Here is an 18,220-nt window from a genome sequence, read left to right as displayed (position 1 = left end):
CCTGAGCTAAAAAAGACGCCTGACCGCATGAAGCCTTCCGCCACCACGCGCCCTGTTCGCGCGCTTGAAAAACCCCTGGAAGGCTGGCGCCTGCGCTGGTACACCATCATTTTCGAGGCCGACACCCGCGCCGGCCGCCTCTTTGACCAGGCCCTGATCTTCATCATCCTGCTCAGCATCGGCGTGGTCATGGCCGACAGCGTGCAATCCATCCATCAGGAGCATGCGCTGATGTTGCAGCGCATGGAGTGGCTCTTCACCGCGCTGTTCACCGCCGAATACCTGGCGCGGCTGCTGTGCGTGCGCAAGCCGATGCAATACGCCACCAGCTTTTACGGCGTGATCGACCTGATCGCCTTGCTGCCGACCTACCTCGCGCTGTTTGTTCCCGGCCTGCATGCGCTGATCGATGTGCGGGTGCTGCGGCTGCTGCGCGTGTTCCGGATCTTCAAGCTGACCGCCTATGTGGCCGAATACCAGTCGCTGGCCCGGGCGCTGAGTTCGAGCCGGCGCAAGATCATGGTCTTTTTGTCGGCGGTGATGATGCTGGTGTTGATCATGGGCACGGTCATGTATGTGGTCGAGGGCCCGGAGAACGGCTTCTCCAGCATTCCCACCTCGGTGTACTGGGCCATCAGCACCGTGACGACCGTCGGCTTTGGCGACATCACGCCCAAGACCGACCTGGGCCGGCTGATTGCGTCCTTCATGATGCTGCTCGGCTGGGGCACGCTGGCCGTGCCGACCGGCATCGTGACGGCAGAAATGGCGGCCCACCGGCGGCTTGACTGGATGCAGGTCACCACCCGCACCTGCCACGAATGCCTGACCGAGGGCCATGCGGCCGATGCCAATTGCTGCTTTCATTGCGGCGCCCGGCTGCCGGCCTACAAGGCCGATGAACAGGGGACCAACGGCGGGCCGCAGGCAGAACGGCCGCACCAGTCCCGGTAGCCCCGTTAACCCGTGAAACGGCCCTAGCCGCCGGCGGTCAGGCGGCGCGGCGTGATTTCCACCGACTCGCTGCCGGTGCTCATCCAGACCGTGCCGTCCTGAATCGTGATCTGCAACTGCATGCCGCGTTCGGCCAGCTTGGCCAGCGCCTGGCTTTGTGTGGCTTCAATTTGCCAGACGATCAGGTTGGCCGCGCGGGTCAGCTTGCTTTCAATGCCTTTCCACCAGACCGGCGTGCTGCTGGAAAAGCTGATCACCGTGACCCGTTCGGCCCGGCCGGCGGCGCGCATCAGGCGCTTGTCGTCCGGCTGGCCTACATCGATCCAGTGCAGCACCGCGTCGGTGTAGTCCTTGTGCCAGAGCGCCGGCTCGTCCACATCCCACAGGTCCTTGGCGAATTCGAGGTTGCCGCGCTTGTCGTCGCCCTGCACGTTCAGCGCGAAAGCCAGCAGGCGAATCATCATGCGTTCGTCGGTTTCGGACGGATGGCGGGCAATGATGACGTTGTGGTCGCCATAAATGCCGCGGTCCATGTCGGCGATCTGCAGTTGGGCTTTGTGAATGGTGGCTTTGATGGCCATGGGAATCGTTCTCGGGTGGCAATTCCCGACACGCCTGACAGGCATCCGGGAGTTTTTGCGTTAAACCGCCTATTGGAACAGCCTTTTGGCCGGCCCCGGACCGATCAGATCAGCTTGGAATAGGCCGCAGTGGTCGGCTGGGTCAGGTAGCTGTCGAACACCATGCCACTGGCGCGAACAAACAGCCGGCCTTTCGGGGTGACGCGGATGGCGTCAGGGTCGATCGTGATCAGCCCCGCCTCTTCATACGGCTTGAGGAGCGTCAGCTCGTGCGCAAAGTAGTGCTTGAAGTCAATGCCGTGGCCGCTGTTGATGGCCTCGAATTCCACCGGCGCGCTGCACATCAGCGTCATGATGACCGCGCGCCTGAGCACGTCGTCCGCGCTCAACTCAAAGCCCTTCTCAAGCGGCAGGCGGTTTTGGTCGAGCCGCTCGTAGTAGGCATTAACAGTGCGCACCGACTGGCTGTAGGAGTTGCCAACCTTGCTGATGGCCGACACGCCAAAGCCGATCAGGTCGCATTCGGCCCGGGTGGTGTAGCCCTGGAAATTGCGGTGCAGGCTTTTGTCCAGCCGCGCCTTGTTCAGTTCGTCGTCGGGCTTGGAGAAATGGTCGAGCCCGATGTACACGTAGCCGGCGTCCAGCAGGCGCTGCATCGACATCAGGAAAATCTGCAGCCGCTCCTCGGCCGACGGCAGGTCGCTGTCGTTGATCAGCCGCTGGGCCTTGAAGCGCTGGGGCAGGTGTGCGTAGTTGTACAGCGCAATGCGGTCGGGCGCGATGCGGATCAGGCTGTCGAGCGTGTGGCCGAAGCTCGCCAGCGTCTGCTTGGGCAGGCCGTAGATCAGGTCGGCATTGATCGACTGGAAGTTGGCCTTGCGGCTTTCCGCGACGGCTTTTTCCACCATTTCCAGCGGCTGGATGCGGTTCACGGCCTGCTGCACCGCCGGGTCAAAGTCCTGCACGCCAAAGCTGTTGCGGTTGAACCCCAGCCCGGCCAGCATCGCCAGCGTGCCTTCGCCGACGGTGCGCGGGTCAATTTCAACGCCCAGTTCGGCATCGGGCGTGAAGTCGAAATGCCGGCGCAGCATGGCCATCAGCTGGCCGAGTTCGTCAGCGCTGAAAAAAGTCGGTGTGCCGCCGCCCAGGTGCAGCTGCACCGCCTTGTGGTCGGGGCCGATCTGCGCGACGACCAGCGCCATTTCCTTGTCGAGGTAGCGCAGGTATTCGGCGACCCGGCCATGCTCCTTGGTGATGATCTTGTTGCAGGCGCAAAAGTAGCACAGCGATTCGCAAAACGGCAGGTGCACATAGATCGACAGCGGCGGGTTGCCAGGCTTGCCGGCGCGCTGCGCAAAATGGCCCTGGTACGACTGCTCGTCGAATCCGGCGTGGAATCGGTCAGCGGTCGGGTAGGAGGTGTAGCGTGGACCGAGCGTGTCGAACCTGCAGATCAGTTCTTCGGACAGTTCAATATCGGGCAAGGGAGAAGTCATGGGAAGTCCAGGCATGAAAGGGTAAGATGATTTTGTCGCAAACCGGAACCTGTCTTGCAGTCAGCGCCGCCTGTGTCAAAGTGGATGCGCCATCAGGAAATGATGTTTTGACAGGCAAGAAATGATTGTTTGCAAATTTCACCTTATCCTACGCCGCGCCAGCTGCCTTGCTGTTACAAGCAAGCACATGGTTGGCAAAGTCGATGCTGGAAACACGCAAAAACAATTCCGCCAGCCTTCGGCAACCATTAATTCAAAATCAGGAAGGTTAGATATGAAGGCCATCTGGAATGACGCTGTCATTGCCCAAAGCGACAACACCGTGGTGCTTGAAGGCAACCATTATTTCCCCGAAGACTCGCTCAACCGCGACCATGTGACGTTCAGCAACCACCACACCATGTGCTCCTGGAAAGGGCAGGCCAGCTATTACTCGCTGCTGGTCAACGGCGAAATGAACACCGATGCCGCCTGGTATTACCCCGATCCAAAGCCCGGGGCCGACAATATCCGGGGGCATGTCGCTTTCTGGAAAGGCGTTCGAATTGAACCCTGAGCGGGTGCAGTGGGTGTTCCAGGGCACCAGACCAGGCCACTGAATTTTTTTGCAAGTCAAGGAATCGGCCCTATGTTCAAGCACATTCTTGTTCCCGTCGACGGCTCCGCCGCCGCCCATCACGCGGTCCACAAGGCACGGGCCATTGCGTGTGCGTTCAGGAGTTCAGTAACGCTGATCCACGTCATCGACTGTTATGCGTTCACCGGCATGGGCGCTGATATTTACTCCGGCCAATCGGACTACCTGCGTGTTGCCACGTTGGAAGCGAATGAAGCCATCGTCTCAGCGCGAGAGGTTTTTGAAGCCCAGGGAATGCTTGTCAATGGCTCGGTCGTCGAAGGCCATTCGGTTTACCAGACCATCCTGGAGGCTGCCGAAACCCTGGACGCCGACCTGCTGGTGATGGGTTCGCACGGCCGCCGGGGCCTGGAAAAACTGGTGCTTGGCAGTGTCACGGCCCAAGTGTTGTCACATGCCCACCTGCCCGTGCTGGTGGTGCGCGATGAAGGCACCTGAAATCTTGTTCCTAAAGGAGCTGTCATGGAATTGTTGAACCACGATCTGGCGCATGAGTTTCCCGAATACCTTGAAAAAATGAAGCAGCTCAAGGCCCTCGACGCGCATTTTTCAAGCCTTTGCGAACATTACGATGCCGATAACCTAGCGATCACCCAGTATGAGCAGGGCAAGACGCCCATAGCTGATGATGTGCTGGAAGTGCTGAAGAAAAAACGGCTCGAACGCAAGGACGAGATTTACCAGATCCTGAAAGCCGACTGACACATCCACGGCTACTGTTTAGGTATGAAAACAGCGTTTTGCGCATGATGCATATAAATTTAACGCTATATAAAAAGTAGCAAAATTCCCTTTCGTTCACTCCGCGTTCTCTTTTTGCGCAAGCGTATTAACCTTTTCATCAAACTGAAACATCACATTGCTACGCTGGCAAGTTCAATCAACTTGCAGTGTTCCGGAGTGCGCCATGAATTCAATTGACGAAGATGTGATGCGGCGAATCCGCCACGACCTGATCGACAGCTATGACGAAGAGCTGGAAATGGAACTGGAGGACCAGACGGTGGCGCAACTGACTGGCGAAGAAGACGTCAGTGCAGGCGCGCAGGACAAGGAGCGCCGACGCAATTATTTTCGCGAGCTGTTTCGCCTGCAGGGCGAGCTGGTCAAGCTGCAGGACTGGGTGATTGCCAGCGGCCATAAGGTGGTCATCTTGTTTGAAGGGCGCGATGCCGCCGGCAAGGGCGGCGTCATCAAGCGCATCACCCAGCGCCTCAATCCAAGGGTTTGCCGGGTCGCCGCGCTGCCCGCGCCCAATGACCGCGAGCGAAGCCAGTGGTACTTTCAGCGCTACGTGGCGCATCTGCCTGCCGCTGGTGAATTGGTGCTGTTTGACCGCAGTTGGTACAACCGCGCCGGCGTCGAGCGGGTGATGGGCTTTTGCACCGATTCGCAGTACGAGGAGTTTTTCCGCACCGTGCCGGAGTTTGAAAAGATGCTGGTGCGCTCGGGCGTGCAGATCATCAAGTACTGGTTTTCGATTTCCGACGACGAGCAGAACCTGCGCTTCCTGGGCCGCATCCACGACCCGCTCAAGCAGTGGAAACTCAGCCCCATGGACCTTGAGTCGCGCCGCCGCTGGGAGGCGTACACCAAGGCCAAGGAAGTCATGCTGGAGCGCACGAACATTGCCGAAGCACCGTGGTGGGTAGTGCAGGCCGATGACAAAAAAAAGGCCCGGCTGAACTGCATCCACCATCTGCTGGCGCAAATGCCCTACCTGGAAACCGAGCATGCGCCCGTGGTGCTGCCCGAGCGGGTTCGCCATGACGACTACGTGCGCCAGGCGGTGCCGCAGGACATCGTCGTGCCCGAGGTGTATTGAGCGGTCTTCAGCCCCGTACGTCGGCGACCGGCTGCGCGCCAAAGTCGGGCCGCGCCAGGCAGGCAAGCACGCGTCGGGCAGCTTCGTCAGGCGAGGTCAGCTGGCCGCTGGTCTTGAGCCGTGCAAAACTGTCCCGGTCGGGAAAGGCGGCCTTATCGGCACTGCGCAGCTCAAGCTGCATCTCGGTGTCGATGACGCCGGGCGCGAGGGAGCAGATTCTTGCGCCATTTTCCTTGAGCGCTTCTTCCAGCGCCAGGCATCGGCTGAAATGGTCCATGCCGGCCTTGGCCGCGCAATAGGCGGCCTGCGACGCCATCGGCCTGCGGCCCAGGCCCGACGAGATGTTGAGCACCCTGCGTTCGGCCTTCCAGCCGTCGGTGGCGCGCAGGAAGGCAGAGGTCAGCACCATGGGCGCCTCCAACCCGACGCGCAGTGCATGCGCCAGATTGTCTGGATCGGCCTGGCTCAACGGACCAACGCGGGCAATGACGCCGGCGTTGTTGATCAAGGATGCGCTGCGCCAGGACGTGCTGCCTTGTTCGCGCAGCCAGACTTCAAGCCGTGGGCCAAGCGCGCTGCTTTCGGCCAGGTCGTGGCACCACTGCAGCAGCGTGGCGCCGGCCTGTTGGGCAGGCTGCACAAGCGCAGTCGATTCGCTGCGCGAGATGCACAGCAGCGTATGGCCCGGCACGAGCAACTGTCGTGCCATCGACAGGCCCATGCCGCGCGATGCGCCGGTCAGGATGAAAAGGTGTGAAATCGTCATGAAGCGCATGGTAGCGCCAGGTGTTCCGGCACGCAGGCACGAATGCCGGAACGGTTAAAAATCGGGCGGGCTTTCAAACGACAGCAGGGCGCCGGTTGCCGGATGAACCAGGCCCAGCGCGGTCGCATGCAGCAACAGGCGCGGCGACCGGATCCGTACCGCGTCGGGTGCATACAGCGCATCGCCCAGGATTGGATGGCCCAGCGCCAGCAGGTGTACCCGCAACTGGTGCGAGCGGCCGGTGATGGGCTCCAGCTCGACACGCGTGCGGCTGGCCGCGTCATCACACGCCAGGCTGCGCCAGCGCGTCTGGCTGGGCTTGCCGGCAGCGTCGATGATGCGCAGCGGGCGGCGCGGCCAGTCCAGCGCGATCGGCTGGTCGATCAGGCCCCAGCCGTCAGCGGTCGGTGCGGGCGCCAGCCAGCCATCGACCAGCGCCACATAGCGCTTGTGAACCTCGCGGCGCTCGAACAGCTGACTCATGGCACGCTGCATGGCGGCGCCGCGCGCCATCAGCATCAGGCCCGAGGTGGCCATGTCCAACCGGTGAACGACCAGCGCGTCAGGGTAAAGGGATTGCACCCTGCGGCTCAGGCAGTCCTGCTTGTCCTCGCCGCGCCCGGGCACGCTGAGCAGGCCGGAGGGCTTGCTCAGCACCAGCAGGCTGTCGTCGGCATGGAGGATTTGCAAAGGCGTGTGTGCCAGCCTATCGGGGCACGCGGTTTCTTTGACAGGATTCAAGGCCGGGGCGGGGGGAAGTTGTGAACCGGCGGGCTGGTGCGCCGGATCTCGCGCAGCATGAAAAGGTAGAGGCTTTCGATCTTCTCGCGCGCCCAAGGCGTCTTGCGCAGGAATTTCAGGCTGGACGCCACGCTGGGCTCGCTGGTGAAACAGCGGATGTTGATGCGCTGGCCCAGGCCTTCCCAGCCGTAGTGGGCGGCCAGCGCGGTGACGATGGTCTCCAGCTTGACGCCGTGCAGCGGATTGCCCGGCTGGCCGCCAGCCGTGGCTGATTCTGGCGCAAGGGCTGTGGACGGACCTGCGGGCAGCACCATGCGGGGCTTATTTGTTCTTCAACTTGCCGCGCACCGGCACCTGCGTCACCACGGTCGGGCGAACCGCGTCGGGCGACACCAGCTTGGGCGGCGAGCTGTCCTTCTTGGGCTTTTTCACCATCTTGTCGTTGTTCTGCTGACCTTTGGCCATGTCGTTTCTCCATTAAATTGATGCTTGAATTATCAGTGCAACTTTATCCGTGGCCGGTGCGTCCGGTCAATCATTTCGGACAGGGCGATCTGCGTGGTTTTTGACGTTCCGCCAAGCCCGGCTGAAGATGGACTGGGTTGATATTTAAAAAAAGAAATGGCTTTTTCGCAAGCATAGCCAACATGAACAGCTACTGAATACAAAGCAAAAGGTGGCCGTGAATGCTGACTTGAACGGGTTTGGGGGCGAGCCGGCTGGTAAGCTCCCGCCCCATGCCCATCCACAGCTTCGCCGAACTCACGCGCCAGCGGGCCTTCATGCGGATGTGGTTTTCCCGACTGTTCGGCACCACCGGCAACCAGATGCTGATGGTGGCGGTCGGCTGGCAGATGTACGAGCTGACCGGCAGCGCCTGGGACCTGGGGCTGGTCGGCCTGTACCAGTTTTCGCCTGCGCTGCTGCTGACGCTGGTGGCCGGGCATGTGGCCGACCGGCTGAACCGGGCGCATATCGTGGCGGCCTGCCTGCTGATGCAGGGCGGCGTGGCGCTGCTGCTGGTGTCAGCGACGCAGGGCTGGGGCGTTCCGGCGGGGTGGGTATCGCGCGAGTTGCTGCTCGGCGTGTCGGTGATGCTGGGTGTGGCCCGGGCCTTCCAGATGCCGGCCCAGCAGGCCCTGACGCCGATGCTGGTGCCGGCAGTGATGCTGCCGCGCGCCATGGCTTTCAGCTCGGCCGGGATGCAGGCCGCCGTGATCAGCGGACCGGCGCTGGGTGGCGTGATTTTTGTCGCCGGCGCCACGGCGGTGTATGCGACCAGCGCGTTGCTGTTTGCCACAGGTTGCGCACTGGTCGCGCTGGTGCGCTACGACCATGTGCCGTCGCCGCGCGAGCCGGTGTCGCTGCGCACGCTGTTGGCCGGGGCCGAGTTTGTCTGGCAGCGCAAGGCGCTGCTGGGTGCGGTGTCACTGGACCTGTTCGCGGTGCTGCTGGGCGGCGCCACGGCCTTGCTGCCGATGTTTGCCAAGGACATCCTGCATGTTGGCCCCTGGGGACTGGGCTTGCTGCGCGGGGCGCCGGCGGCGGGCGCATTGGTGCTGTCGCTGGCGCTGACGCGCTGGCCGCTGGAGCGCCGCGTCGGCCGCACCATGCTGATGGCAGTGGCGGTGTATGGCGTGTGCATGCTGGTGTTCGGCCTGTCAACCCATTTCGTGCTGTCGCTGGTGGCGCTGGCGGTGTCCGGCGGCGCCGACATGGTCAGCGTGGTGGTGCGCCAGACGCTGGTGCAGATCGAGACACCCAACGACATGCGCGGCCGGGTCAGCGCGGTCAACTCGGTGTTCATTGGCGCGTCTAACCAGCTTGGCGAATTCGAATCCGGCGCCACGGCGGCGCTGCTCGGGCCGGTCGGATCGGTGGTCGCGGGCGGTATCGGGACGCTGCTGGTGGCCGTGGTCTGGCTCAAGGGCTTTCCAGCGCTCGCCAACCGCGACCGCATGACCGATCCGCCGGCGCTGCCATAGACATGGCTGGCGGCGCTGCCGGCGCATTCAGTGCGCCTGATTGGCCCGGACCCGGTTGACTGCCAGCGGCGTGACAGCGCCTGCCTGGTTGCCCCACGAGGAGCGGATATGGCTGATCAGGCCGGCCACTTCGCTGTCGTCGAGCACCAGCACGAAGGGCGGCATGCCAAAGGGTCGCGGATTGCCTTTGGTGGCTGGCGCAAAGCCGCCATTGAGCACCATCTGCACTAGGTTGTCGGTGGCGTCCATCGTCACCGCGCGGTTGCCGGCCAGCGGCGGATAGGCCTTGGCAATGCCCTCGCCCTTATCGCCGTGGCACTGTGCGCAATGCTGCGCATAAAGTTTGGAAAATTTTTCGGTGCCCAAGAACGGCGTGGCAGGGCGGGGCGGGGCGGTTTTTTCAGGCAACGGGCTAGCGCCGGGAAGCGCCTTGAGGTAGGTGGCCATGGCGCCCAGGTCCTGCTCTGTCAAGTGCTGGGTGCTGCGCAGCACCACCTCAGCCATCGGTCCGCTGACCGAGGCGCCCGGCGCCACGCCGGTCTGGAGCAGTTGCACGACGCGCTCCTTGTCCCAGTCGCCAACGCCGGCTTCGTGCGCAGAGGTCAGCGACGGCGCGTACCAGTTCTGCATCGGGATCAGCCCGCCGGCCAGTGCCAGGTTCTGGCGGCTCCCGCCCAGTGCATTGCGCGGCGAATGGCAGGCGCTGCAGTGGCTCAGGCCATTGGCCAGGTAGGCGCCCCGGTTCCATTCGGCATTGCGGCTAGCGTCTGGCTGGTACACGCCCGGCTTGAAGTACAGCGCGCGCCAGACCGCCAGCGCGGCCTGCGAGCTGAAGGGAAAGCCAAGCGTGTGCGGCCGGTTCGGCTGGTTCACCGCTGGCTGGCTGCGCAGGTAGGCAAAGATCGCGTCCGAATCCTCGCGCGTCACCTGGGTGTAGCTGGTGTACGGAAAGGCCGGGTACAGCAGGCGGCCGCTTTTGGAGCGGCCGTTGTGCAGGGCGCGCCAGAAATGCGCCGGCGACCAGCTGCCGATGCCGGTATTGGCATCGGGCGTGAGGTTGGAGGTGAACACCGTGCCGAAGGGCGTCGGGATGCCCAGCCCGCCGGCGTAGCTGGCGCCGCCACGCGCCGTGTGGCAGGCCATGCAGTTGCCTGCGCGCGCCAGGTAGGCGCCGCGCGCGATCAGGCTGTCGGTGGGCGCAAAAGCCGCCGTGGCCCTGACATCGGACTCGCCCTGCACATTGAGCGCCCAGATGGCGGCGGCAGCGCCCAGGGCCAGTACCGCAATTCCCAGTGTCCATCGGGCGGTGGTCTTCATTTCTGTGCTTTCTTTTCAGGCATGTCGGCGACCGGCAGCGGCGCACTGCCACAGCGCAAGGGGTCGTTGCCGGGCGCTGCGGCCGGCGGTGCGCTGGCCGGATGGGTATCGGCCGGCAGCGGCTGGGCAGCGACCCAGCTGGCCACCGCATTGATGTCTTCCAGACTCAGGCGGGACACGATGTCCCGCATGCAGTCGGGCGCATGGGCTCGGCGCTGGCCGGCCTTCCAGGCGCCCAGCTGCGCATTGAGGTAGTCGCGCGGCAGCCCGAGCAGGCCCGGCACCGCAGGCACCACGCCGGTCATGGCCTGGCCGTGGCACTGGATGCACGCGGGCAGCCTGCGGTCGCTGTCGCCCTGCATCACCAACTGCTGGCCCCGGCGCAGCACGGCCGCTGGCGCCTGGGGTGGCAGCGGCGCAGGGTAGGGCACGTCCAGGCTGGCGAAATACTGCGCCATCTCCAGCAGGTAGACGTCGCTTAGCGGATCGATCAGCCCGGTCATCAGGCCGTAATGGCGACGTCCTTCACGGAAATTGAGCAGCTGGTTGTACAGGTAGCCTGCCGGCTTGCCGGCCAGTCGCGGGTAGTAGCCGTCGGGTGCGGCGCGGCCTTGCGGGCCGTGGCAGGCGGTGCAGGCCAGCGTGCGCTGGGCCATGGTGTCTTCAAAAGGCGGGGCGGCAGCGGCCGCACGGGCGCCGGTGGCCAGCAAGCCGCAGCCTAACAGGAGGGGCGCGGCAAGTCGCCGCGCCAGGGATTGCAGTCGGGTCGTCTTCATGGGGGAATCATGCCTTAGCCTGAAGGTGCTTGAAGATTAGAAAATCGATTCAATCACCACATCGGATGCCGGATACGCCACGCAGGGCAGGATGAAGCCGTCGCGTTTTTCATCCCGGCTCAGGCCCGGCCAGTCGATGCGGTACACCACCTGGCCGCTGACCAGCCGGCACAGGCAGGTGCGGCAGGTCCCGTTGCGGCATGAACTGTCTCGCAGCCACACGCCGGCCTGTTCGGCGGCGAGCAGCAGCGGCAGCGCCGCAGGCGCTTCAAACCCTGTGCCGTCGCCTGCGACACGCGCACTGAAGACCGGGCTGGCTGGGCCGGCCGGTGCTATTGCAGTCGGTTTGCGTTCTGGCATGGCGTGTTGGGACGAACAGATTGCGGTGCAAGGCAAAAAGCTGAATTTAACCCAATCCCTTTGGGCACCGATTCGAATTGCGCGACAATCCGGCCTCCCGCAGCCTTCCCCTGACTTTCACAAGCGATTTTTTCTATGTCCAGCTATTCCGTCCGTCCTGCCGTTGCCCGTGATGCCAAAGCCATTGCCGAAATTCATGTTGCTACCTGGCAAGCCGCCTACAAGGATTTGATGCCCGAGGACTACCTGGCCAAGATGACGGTGGACAAGCGCCAGGCCTACTGGCGCGAAGCGATCGAGTACAGCGAGCCGCAGGTGCTGGTGGCCACGGAAGGCGAACAGATCGTCGGCTTCGTCGGCTTCGACCGTTCTCGCGATCCGAAGACTCGCTCCACCGTGGGCGAGATCTGGGCTCTTTATGTGGCGCCCGAGCACTGGAGAAAGGGCGTGGGCCTGCAGTTGTGGGACGGCGCCCGCGATGGCTTGAAGGATGAAGGCTGCACGCAAGTCACCCTGTGGGTGCTGCTGGGCAACGAGCGCGCGCTTGAGTTTTGCGAACATGCCGCCGGTTTCAAACGCGAAATGACGTCGCTGAAGACGGTTGATTTCGGCAGTGTGAAACTCGAAGAGTTGCGCCTCAAGCGGGCCGTGGACTGACGCCAGCCGCTGGAGTTGCCAGAGCTGCTGCAGGTCGGCCGACGGTTTGCGACTGCAGTATCTGGTGGTCGGCGTGACGTCCCGTGGCTTCGTACAGCGCCTGGCGTTCAATCCAGGCACGAATCACCGTTCCCAGCCCGGCAAATGCACAAAACGGGTCAACGGTTTGCGCCATGGCACTTGCCGCCACTGATGCATACAACTCGCCTTGCGTCGCAGGTGCTGCGGTCACGCGGGAATGATCAGCGGCAGACCTCACCGCGTCTTTGGCGGTGGCGGTAGCGGGGACGGTATGCAAATAGCGCCGACTTGTGCAGGCTGCGGGCTGAACTGGCAGATCATCTTCCCCAGGTCAGCTTCATCCGTGTGATCAGGGACCTCGTCTTTTTATCGTAAGAGCATCGTTTCCATGCGGGGGCAACGATGCTCATCAGCGCTTATTTTTAATCTGGCGCTTTCATGCAAGGGGCAATGCTACGCAAAGCCTCCGCGTCCGTTCGCACGTCAGGTCGGTACCGTGACCTCGCCTTCTTCGTCCGGAATCAGCGGCGCTCCCTGGTCGGGATTTACCGGCAGTTCCAGGCCTTCTTCGTCTTCTTCGGCCTCCTCGCCCGGCCCCATGCGGTGCAGGGTGTGGCGGGCAGCGCCTGCGGGATGGCGCAGAAAGGCGGCATTGGAAAAATGTTGCATGTTGGTTTCTCCGGTGATCAACGCAACCTGGCACGGTGGTGCCACGCGTCATCTGTGGATTATTGGCCCAAACCAGGCTCAGTTTCGGCCGGGCAGAGTTTGTCTTTCCTGTCCTACAAGGGCCTCCTGCGGCGCCGTACATGCGGTGAAACGCCGGGACCCTTAAAATTAACTTAGAAACATTTATTGCTTAATTTCTGTACGGCATCGACTGCCGGCCTGCGTCAAAATCTGCTGAATTTTTAAAGGAAACAAGATGGAAAACTCGACTTCATATCCTGGTGATCAAAACTCTGGCTCCACTGACAACGGTGCGCTCAAGCGCGGCGTGGAAACGGCAGGCTCGGCGTTGCACAGTTCCATCGACAAGATGGTGGACCCGGCCCTGGACGCAGTGGGACGCGTGACCAGCGTGGCGCATGACGCGGTCAATCGGCTTTCCAGCGGTGCAACCCATGTGGCTGACCGTGTTTCAGAAAATGCCACGCGGGTTTCCGAGGCTTCAGGGCGTGCGGTGGAGTCTTCAAAATCCTGGATCCAGGACAAGCCGCTCGAAGCCGTTGGAATGGCACTGGCGCTGGGATTCATTCTCGGCCGCCTGACGGCGCGCTGATCAAGACCGGGCGCGGTTACCCGGAAAAAAACCGCCTGATGGCGGTTTTTTTCCGGAGATGATCCTGTAACGTTTTTTCTCCATTTCCCAGGTCTTTTTTTTCCAACCCTGGCATGCCACCGCACGCCCTGAAAACCCATGGCCACCAGTCTTCTTGCCCTGATCGATGACATTGCCAGCGTATTGGACGATGTGGCCCTGCTGTCCAAGGTGGCGGCCAAAAAAACTGCTGGCGTGCTTGGAGACGACCTGGCCCTGAATGCACAGCAGGTTGCAGGCGTCAAGGCGGAGCGCGAATTGCCCGTGGTCTGGGCGGTTGCCAAGGGCTCTTTCGTCAACAAGGCGATCCTGGTGCCAGCGGCGCTGGCGATCAGTGCATTTGCCCCTTGGCTGGTGACGCCGTTGCTGATGGTCGGCGGCGCTTTCCTTTGCTACGAAGGTTTTGAAAAGCTGGCCCATAAATTCATGCATAGCCCCGCAGAGCAAGCTGCCGAGCATGAAAAGCGGGTCAGTGCGCTGGCCGATCCGGCGGTGGACCTGCGTAAAGTGGAAAAAGACAAGATCAAGGGCGCGATCCGCACGGACTTCATCCTGTCGGCGGAGATCATCGCCATCACGCTCGGCACGGTGCAGGACAGCCCTTTCACCACCCAGCTGGTGGTTTTAAGCGGTATCGCCGTGGTCATGACCGCCGGGGTCTATGGATTGGTGGCTGGCATTGTCAAGCTTGATGACGGCGGGCTGTACCTGAGCCAGCGGACGGGCGCCGGGGCGTGGACCGGATTTCTCCAAGGCTTGGGACGCGCCATCCTGTTTGCCGCCCCATGGCTGATGAAATTCCTGTCAATTGCCGGAACTGCTGCAATGTTTCTTGTTGGCGGCGGCATTTTGAGCCACGGATTCCCATTCCTGCGCCATGCCGTTGACATGGCTGCCCAGTGGGCCAGCGATGTCAACGAAATTGGCGCGGTGCTGGGCGCCCTGGCACCACTGGCCATCAACGCTGTCGTGGGAATCGTGGCCGGAGCCCTTGTGCTGCTGGCAGTCACGGCCTTCAAGCGCTTGAAGCCGGGCGCGCATTGAGTTCCGCGCAGCCTTGGCCTGCTTTCAGGCGATGGCTGGCAAGCGGACTTTTTGGAATCCGGAAACGCCACACCCTGTGGGCCTCAATCCGAAGGTTTCTCTCCACCTGAAAGGGCCGCTGACGGTCCGTCCTGGTGGGCGGCAAAAGGCTGCTTGTTGGCAGAAAATGGCCAGCTGCCTTGTTGTTCCGGTGCCGCCGGGCGTGTGGCTTCGCGAGACCGCTGTTCGAGCATTTTGCGGCTGTCGCCATTGGGTGGCGGGGCGTTGAACCTGGGCATGTTGTTGTCTCCTTGAGATAAGGTTTAACTTTAAATGCCGCGAGTCCGGTCTGACTGTAGTCGTGGATTCAAGCTCTGCGTAGGAGTACTTTGGCCTTTGTGCCTGGGAATCCCGATGAGCTGGGCGACAAATCCTAGGCCGTCGCTTTTGGGTTGTGCCGGCACTCCATGCCGGTTGGCATCGCGCGCTCTTGCTCTGTCTGGATTTTTAGTCGGGGACTGCCTTGGAACATTTACCCATTGCCTTGAATCCATTCCATTTCATGGCAGGCATCGATTTTTTGGCCGCGTCTGAAACTGTCGCACGCCAGCTGATCGGCATGCGGCTGCTGGTCGATGGGGTGGGCGGCATCATTGTCGAGACCGAAGCCTACGATGGTGAAGACCCGGCGTCGCACAGCTTCAGCGGCCCCAGCGAACGCAACGCGGCCATGTTCGGCCCGCCTGCCTGCATCTACGTGTACCGCTCCTACGGCATCCACTGGTGCATGAATCTTGTCTGCCGCGAAGCCGGGCACGGCGCCGGGGTGTTGCTGCGCGCCATCGAGCCCACCGATGGACTGGAGCGCATGCGCGCCCGGCGCGGCCTGGACGAGACTCGACTGCTCTGCGCCGGTCCTGGCCGGCTGGGGCAGGCGCTGGGGATTGACCGCGGTTTCAACGGCCTGCGGCTGAGCGAACCGCCATTTGCGCTGTTCCCCGCCGCGCCGGGGCTGCAAGCGAAGGTGGTGGCCGGGCCGCGCATTGGCATTTCAAAAGCCGTTGACCAGCCCTGGCGATTCGGTCTGGCGGGTTCGCGCTTTCTCAGTCGGCGGTTTCGCTAGGCGCCTGGGCGGCAGAAGGCGTGCATGGCGAAAATGAATCGGCGAGCCCGCTTTGCAGCGCACGTCCTTTCTGCCGCCCAGGCGCCTAGCTACTGTATTCATAGCTGTCTGCGCCCGTGCCGCCTGCGCTGCAGCTCTATTTTCCTCAAGAACTGTGGGTGGGAGGGTTTTTTGGCAGGAAAGCGCCGGCCATCTGTTAAAACACGTGCTCTTTCTTTCTGACCTTTCTGACTGCGTTGCCCATGCCTACCTTCTTTTCCGTGACCTCCACCGCGCTTCCCGAATCAGCCGCCCCGGCCTTGACCCTTATCGAATGGAAGGAAGCGGGTGTGGCGCATTCGGCACTGTGGCGTTCCGAGCGCGGCGCGCCGCCGCCTCGGCGGATCGTCGAGGCCGACGACACCATGGCCGCCGACACTGCCTACCGGCTGGCCTGCGAAGGAACCGGCCTGCTCTGGCGCGGTGACTTCCAGAATGCCCGGCAGATGGTGCAGGCGCTGGCCCGGCGCATTGACAAGCCGCCGAAAGCGTCCAAGCTGGCCCGGGTCGCGCTGAAGAAAGCCGATGCTGCTGCTGTTTCGGGTGTTCCGCCCGGTCAGGATTTCCACCTGCACCGCCAGTCCCAGTCGCAGCGCGCGCGGGTGCTGGGCATGGTGCTGATCGAGTTTGGCGCCGACTATGGCGTTGACCTGCGCCGCGCACCCGATGCCAAACAGGCATGTGCCGAAGCCTGGGGTGCGTCCGGCGAAGAGGCCCTGCCCAGCGTGGCGTCGCTGCGCGAACTGATGGGTGTGATCAGCGCGCACGAGTGGCGCAAGAAGGGCGTTGAAATTGCAGCCTTGGGCAAGGCGCCGAACAACCGCATCCACCCGCACTACGGCGTGTTTTCGCCGGTGCGCGGCGAATATGTGGACCTGGTGGCCAACGCCCCCTTGCCCGCCAGTCCAGGCTCGAAATTTGTGGCCTTCGACATCGGCACCGGCACCGGCGTGCTGTCGGCCGTGCTGGCGCTGCGCCCGGAAGTGGACCAGGTCGTCGCCACCGACCTCGACCCGCGTGCGCTCGAATGCGCGCGCGAAAACATCTACCGGCTGCGCCTGCCCAACCCAGTCAAGGTCATGGAAGCCGACTTGTATCCCGAGGGGCTGGCGTCGGTCATCGTCTGCAACCCGCCGTGGCTGCCGGCCCGCCCCGGCTCGCCGCTCGAAGGCGCGGTGTACGACGAAGGCAGCCGCATGCTGCTGGGTTTCCTCAAGGGGCTTCCCGCTCACTTGGCGCCCGGCGGCGAAGGCTGGCTGATCCTGTCCAATTTTGCCGAGCAGCTGGGTTTGCGCACCCGCGCCGAATTGCTGGCTGCCATCAAGGCCAGCGGCCTGAAGGTGCTGGGCCGCATCGACGCCAAGCCCGAGCACCCGAAGGCAGCCGACACCAGCAACCCGCTGCACAAGGCGCGCGCTGCCGAAGTGACATCGCTCTGGCGCCTGGGCGCGGTTTAAACCAGCGCCTTGCCGGCTCTCCCGCCTGCGCGGGAATGACTTATGAAAAGCGATGAATTTTTGACTATGGGGCGACCTGCCAGGCCATCAGCCCCGGCCCCGATGATCCTGCTCGCGCCCATGGAAGGGCTGCTCGATTTCGTGCTGCGCGACATTTTGACGCGGGTCGGCGGCATTGACCGCTGCGTGTCCGAATTCATCCGCATCACCGACCAGTTGCTGCCCGAGCGGGTGTTCACCCGCATCGTTCCCGAACTGCTGAATGGCGGGCGCACGCTGGCCGGTGTTCCGGTTCGCGCCCAGCTGCTGGGGTCTGACCCAGTTTGCCTGGCTGAGAACGCCGGGCGGCTGGCCGAACTCGGGCCGGCCGGCATCGACCTGAATTTCGGCTGTCCGGCAAAAATCGTCAACCGCCATGGCGGCGGCGCGGCGCTGCTCGACGAGCCGGACACCATCGCCGCCATCGTCGCCGCCGTGCGCCGCGCCGTGCCGGCGCACATGCCGGTGTCTGCCAAGATGCGGCTGGGCTTCAACGACGATTCGCGCGCGGTGGAATGCGCGCTGGCGATTGCCGGCGGCGGCGCCGATGAACTGGTGGTGCATGCCCGCACCAAGGCGCAGGCCTACCGCCCGCCGGCCTACTGGGAGCGCATTGCCGACATTCGCGCCGCCGTGCGCATTCCGGTGGTGGCCAACGGCGAAATCTGGACGGTTGATGATGCGCGGCTCTGCCGCCAGGCGTCGGGCTGCGAATCGCTGATGCTGGGCCGTGGCGTGGTGACCGACCCGGGACTGGGGCTGGCCATCAAGGCGTCGATGAATGGCCCGGCAAGCGGGACGACAGCGGGGATCGACTGGCCCGAACTGCTGCCTTTGCTGGCCGAGTTCTGGCATGTCGTCTGCACGCGGCTCGATGCCCGCGCGCGCGCCGGCCGGCTCAAGCAATGGCTGAACTTCTTGCGGCGTCGATTTCCTGAAGCCGAAATCGCGTATCAGCAGATCAGGACGGTGAATGACCCGGTGCTGATTGATGCGTGGCTGGCCGGGGTGGTGCAACGACAAGAGGGACCCAGGCCACTTGTCCAAAGCCGGGCGCAATGACCTGGCCGGTCTGGCTCAGTCAGGGCCGCTGCCCGGCGGC

Annotated in this window: 23 protein-coding genes; 12 read left to right on the top strand and 11 right to left on the bottom strand. The window is 63.2% G+C overall.

All coding sequences use genetic code 11. The features are described 5' to 3' along the window. Positions 1-27: 27 nt before the first annotated feature. Positions 28-954 (top strand): ion transporter, encoded by a 927-nt coding sequence (locus tag IWX85_RS09600; protein WP_051984007.1) that lies wholly within the window; start codon positions 28-30, stop codon positions 952-954. Positions 955-977: 23 nt separating this feature from the next. Here the strand turns inward: IWX85_RS09600 and IWX85_RS09595 are convergent, their stop codons facing one another. Together IWX85_RS09595 and hemN are read right to left on the bottom strand one after the other, a co-directional pair. Continuing rightward, positions 978-1,535 (bottom strand): YaeQ family protein, encoded by a 558-nt coding sequence (locus IWX85_RS09595; RefSeq protein WP_036804616.1) that lies wholly within the window; start codon positions 1,533-1,535, stop codon positions 978-980. Between the two features lie 104 nt (positions 1,536-1,639). After that, on the bottom strand, positions 1,640-3,031 hold the full coding sequence (gene hemN / locus IWX85_RS09590) for an oxygen-independent coproporphyrinogen III oxidase (RefSeq protein WP_196869577.1): 1,392 nt from the start codon (positions 3,029-3,031) through the stop codon (positions 1,640-1,642). 274 nt (positions 3,032-3,305) lie between these two features. On the opposite strand from hemN, the gene IWX85_RS09585 reads away from it, so the two are divergent. The 4 genes from IWX85_RS09585 to ppk2 all read left to right on the top strand — a co-directional run bounded on the left by IWX85_RS09585 (position 3,306) and on the right by ppk2 (position 5,493). After that, a complete protein-coding gene (locus IWX85_RS09585; RefSeq protein ID WP_036804612.1) occupies positions 3,306-3,587 on the top strand; it encodes a DUF427 domain-containing protein in 282 nt (93 codons plus the stop codon). Positions 3,588-3,659: 72 nt separating this feature from the next. Beyond that, the gene (locus IWX85_RS09580) at positions 3,660-4,106 is read left to right on the top strand and encodes a universal stress protein (RefSeq protein WP_036804611.1); all 447 of its coding nucleotides are present in this window, start codon (positions 3,660-3,662) and stop codon (positions 4,104-4,106) included. A gap of 24 nt (positions 4,107-4,130) precedes the next feature. Next, the gene (locus IWX85_RS09575) at positions 4,131-4,370 is read left to right on the top strand and encodes a YdcH family protein (RefSeq protein ID WP_036804609.1); all 240 of its coding nucleotides are present in this window, start codon (positions 4,131-4,133) and stop codon (positions 4,368-4,370) included. 205 nt (positions 4,371-4,575) lie between these two features. Then, a complete protein-coding gene (gene ppk2, locus IWX85_RS09570) occupies positions 4,576-5,493 on the top strand; it encodes a polyphosphate kinase 2 (RefSeq protein ID WP_196869576.1) in 918 nt (305 codons plus the stop codon). A 7-nt stretch (positions 5,494-5,500) separates the two neighbouring features. On the opposite strand, the gene IWX85_RS09565 is transcribed toward ppk2, so the two are convergent. Genes IWX85_RS09565 through IWX85_RS09550 form a run of 4 tightly spaced genes read right to left on the bottom strand, consistent with a single transcriptional unit; the run spans position 5,501 to position 7,465 of the window. Further along, the gene (locus tag IWX85_RS09565) at positions 5,501-6,259 is read right to left on the bottom strand and encodes an SDR family NAD(P)-dependent oxidoreductase (RefSeq protein ID WP_196869575.1); all 759 of its coding nucleotides are present in this window, start codon (positions 6,257-6,259) and stop codon (positions 5,501-5,503) included. Positions 6,260-6,313: 54 nt separating this feature from the next. Further along, positions 6,314-6,949: a pseudouridine synthase gene (locus IWX85_RS09560; RefSeq protein ID WP_231379657.1), complete on the bottom strand. Its 636-nt coding sequence runs from the start codon at positions 6,947-6,949 to the stop codon at positions 6,314-6,316. A gap of 47 nt (positions 6,950-6,996) precedes the next feature. Continuing rightward, positions 6,997-7,314 (bottom strand): VF530 family DNA-binding protein, encoded by a 318-nt coding sequence (locus IWX85_RS09555; RefSeq protein WP_036804605.1) that lies wholly within the window; start codon positions 7,312-7,314, stop codon positions 6,997-6,999. 7 nt (positions 7,315-7,321) lie between these two features. Next, complete coding sequence (locus tag IWX85_RS09550; protein ID WP_196869574.1) at positions 7,322-7,465, bottom strand: hypothetical protein; 144 nt, start codon at positions 7,463-7,465, stop codon at positions 7,322-7,324. Positions 7,466-7,737: 272 nt separating this feature from the next. On the opposite strand from IWX85_RS09550, the gene IWX85_RS09545 reads away from it, so the two are divergent. Continuing rightward, positions 7,738-8,985 (top strand): MFS transporter, encoded by a 1,248-nt coding sequence (locus IWX85_RS09545; RefSeq protein WP_196869573.1) that lies wholly within the window; start codon positions 7,738-7,740, stop codon positions 8,983-8,985. Between the two features lie 27 nt (positions 8,986-9,012). On the opposite strand, the gene IWX85_RS09540 is transcribed toward IWX85_RS09545, so the two are convergent. From IWX85_RS09540 to IWX85_RS09530, 3 genes are read right to left on the bottom strand one after another with little or no spacing between them, the layout of a single operon-like run. Further along, positions 9,013-10,302, bottom strand: a complete 1,290-nt coding sequence (locus IWX85_RS09540) for a cytochrome c (protein WP_196869572.1) — start codon at positions 10,300-10,302, stop codon at positions 9,013-9,015. Then, on the bottom strand, positions 10,299-11,078 hold the full coding sequence (locus IWX85_RS09535) for a c-type cytochrome (protein ID WP_036804600.1): 780 nt from the start codon (positions 11,076-11,078) through the stop codon (positions 10,299-10,301). Before IWX85_RS09535 ends, IWX85_RS09540 begins: the two co-directional genes overlap by 4 nt. A 36-nt stretch (positions 11,079-11,114) precedes the next feature. Then, entirely contained in the window at positions 11,115-11,438 is a 324-nt protein-coding gene (locus tag IWX85_RS09530) for a 2Fe-2S iron-sulfur cluster binding domain-containing protein (protein ID WP_196869571.1), read from the bottom strand. A gap of 135 nt (positions 11,439-11,573) precedes the next feature. Between IWX85_RS09530 and IWX85_RS09525 the strand changes: the two genes are divergently transcribed. After that, a complete protein-coding gene (locus IWX85_RS09525) occupies positions 11,574-12,095 on the top strand; it encodes a GNAT family N-acetyltransferase (protein WP_036804598.1) in 522 nt (173 codons plus the stop codon). On the opposite strand, the gene IWX85_RS09520 is transcribed toward IWX85_RS09525, so the two are convergent. Both IWX85_RS09520 and IWX85_RS09515 read right to left on the bottom strand, forming a co-directional pair. Beyond that, complete coding sequence (locus tag IWX85_RS09520; protein WP_196869570.1) at positions 12,076-12,327, bottom strand: hypothetical protein; 252 nt, start codon at positions 12,325-12,327, stop codon at positions 12,076-12,078. The genes IWX85_RS09525 and IWX85_RS09520 overlap by 20 nt on opposite strands. Before the next feature lie 272 nt (positions 12,328-12,599). Further along, positions 12,600-12,785 (bottom strand): hypothetical protein, encoded by a 186-nt coding sequence (locus tag IWX85_RS09515; RefSeq protein WP_196869569.1) that lies wholly within the window; start codon positions 12,783-12,785, stop codon positions 12,600-12,602. Between the two features lie 256 nt (positions 12,786-13,041). Between IWX85_RS09515 and IWX85_RS09510 the strand changes: the two genes are divergently transcribed. From IWX85_RS09510 to IWX85_RS09490, 5 genes are all read left to right on the top strand, one after another. Next, a complete protein-coding gene (locus IWX85_RS09510; protein WP_036804591.1) occupies positions 13,042-13,398 on the top strand; it encodes a YqjD family protein in 357 nt (118 codons plus the stop codon). A 138-nt stretch (positions 13,399-13,536) separates the two neighbouring features. Then, the gene (locus IWX85_RS09505) at positions 13,537-14,481 is read left to right on the top strand and encodes a DUF808 domain-containing protein (protein ID WP_196869568.1); all 945 of its coding nucleotides are present in this window, start codon (positions 13,537-13,539) and stop codon (positions 14,479-14,481) included. 541 nt (positions 14,482-15,022) lie between these two features. Beyond that, positions 15,023-15,583 carry a DNA-3-methyladenine glycosylase gene (locus IWX85_RS09500; RefSeq protein WP_196869604.1) on the top strand — a complete coding sequence of 187 codons (561 nt, stop codon included), beginning with the start codon at positions 15,023-15,025 and terminating at the stop codon, positions 15,581-15,583. Positions 15,584-15,825: 242 nt separating this feature from the next. Continuing rightward, positions 15,826-17,079, top strand: a complete 1,254-nt coding sequence (locus IWX85_RS09495; protein WP_051984005.1) for a class I SAM-dependent methyltransferase — start codon at positions 15,826-15,828, stop codon at positions 17,077-17,079. 102 nt (positions 17,080-17,181) lie between these two features. Beyond that, positions 17,182-18,180 carry a tRNA-dihydrouridine synthase gene (locus IWX85_RS09490; RefSeq protein WP_051984004.1) on the top strand — a complete coding sequence of 333 codons (999 nt, stop codon included), beginning with the start codon at positions 17,182-17,184 and terminating at the stop codon, positions 18,178-18,180. Positions 18,181-18,220 lie beyond the last annotated feature (40 nt).

It is taken from the genome of Polaromonas sp. CG_9.11 (assembly GCF_015752225.1).
Classification (GTDB): Bacteria; Pseudomonadota; Gammaproteobacteria; order Burkholderiales; family Burkholderiaceae_C; genus Polaromonas.
Note: the sequence above shows the minus strand (reverse complement) of the source record. Positions and strands in the feature narration are given on the sequence as shown.

Coding starts and splice junctions, on each gene's coding strand:
- IWX85_RS09530 (WP_196869571.1), bottom strand. CDS start 11,438: ATGCCAGAACGCAAACCGACTGCAATAGCACCGGCCGGCCCAGCCAGC.
- IWX85_RS09600 (WP_051984007.1), top strand. CDS start 28: ATGAAGCCTTCCGCCACCACGCGCCCTGTTCGCGCGCTTGAAAAACCC.
- IWX85_RS09540 (WP_196869572.1), bottom strand. CDS start 10,302: ATGAAGACCACCGCCCGATGGACACTGGGAATTGCGGTACTGGCCCTG.
- IWX85_RS09535 (WP_036804600.1), bottom strand. CDS start 11,078: ATGAAGACGACCCGACTGCAATCCCTGGCGCGGCGACTTGCCGCGCCC.
- IWX85_RS09500 (WP_196869604.1), top strand. CDS start 15,023: ATGGCAGGCATCGATTTTTTGGCCGCGTCTGAAACTGTCGCACGCCAG.
- ppk2 (WP_196869576.1), top strand. CDS start 4,576: ATGAATTCAATTGACGAAGATGTGATGCGGCGAATCCGCCACGACCTG.
- IWX85_RS09505 (WP_196869568.1), top strand. CDS start 13,537: ATGGCCACCAGTCTTCTTGCCCTGATCGATGACATTGCCAGCGTATTG.
- IWX85_RS09545 (WP_196869573.1), top strand. CDS start 7,738: ATGCCCATCCACAGCTTCGCCGAACTCACGCGCCAGCGGGCCTTCATG.
- hemN (WP_196869577.1), bottom strand. CDS start 3,031: ATGACTTCTCCCTTGCCCGATATTGAACTGTCCGAAGAACTGATCTGC.
- IWX85_RS09495 (WP_051984005.1), top strand. CDS start 15,826: ATGCCTACCTTCTTTTCCGTGACCTCCACCGCGCTTCCCGAATCAGCC.
- IWX85_RS09585 (WP_036804612.1), top strand. CDS start 3,306: ATGAAGGCCATCTGGAATGACGCTGTCATTGCCCAAAGCGACAACACC.
- IWX85_RS09550 (WP_196869574.1), bottom strand. CDS start 7,465: ATGGCCAAAGGTCAGCAGAACAACGACAAGATGGTGAAAAAGCCCAAG.
- IWX85_RS09595 (WP_036804616.1), bottom strand. CDS start 1,535: ATGGCCATCAAAGCCACCATTCACAAAGCCCAACTGCAGATCGCCGAC.
- IWX85_RS09525 (WP_036804598.1), top strand. CDS start 11,574: ATGTCCAGCTATTCCGTCCGTCCTGCCGTTGCCCGTGATGCCAAAGCC.
- IWX85_RS09555 (WP_036804605.1), bottom strand. CDS start 7,314: ATGGTGCTGCCCGCAGGTCCGTCCACAGCCCTTGCGCCAGAATCAGCC.
- IWX85_RS09580 (WP_036804611.1), top strand. CDS start 3,660: ATGTTCAAGCACATTCTTGTTCCCGTCGACGGCTCCGCCGCCGCCCAT.
- IWX85_RS09515 (WP_196869569.1), bottom strand. CDS start 12,785: ATGCAACATTTTTCCAATGCCGCCTTTCTGCGCCATCCCGCAGGCGCT.
- IWX85_RS09490 (WP_051984004.1), top strand. CDS start 17,182: ATGATCCTGCTCGCGCCCATGGAAGGGCTGCTCGATTTCGTGCTGCGC.
- IWX85_RS09575 (WP_036804609.1), top strand. CDS start 4,131: ATGGAATTGTTGAACCACGATCTGGCGCATGAGTTTCCCGAATACCTT.
- IWX85_RS09510 (WP_036804591.1), top strand. CDS start 13,042: ATGGAAAACTCGACTTCATATCCTGGTGATCAAAACTCTGGCTCCACT.
- IWX85_RS09565 (WP_196869575.1), bottom strand. CDS start 6,259: ATGACGATTTCACACCTTTTCATCCTGACCGGCGCATCGCGCGGCATG.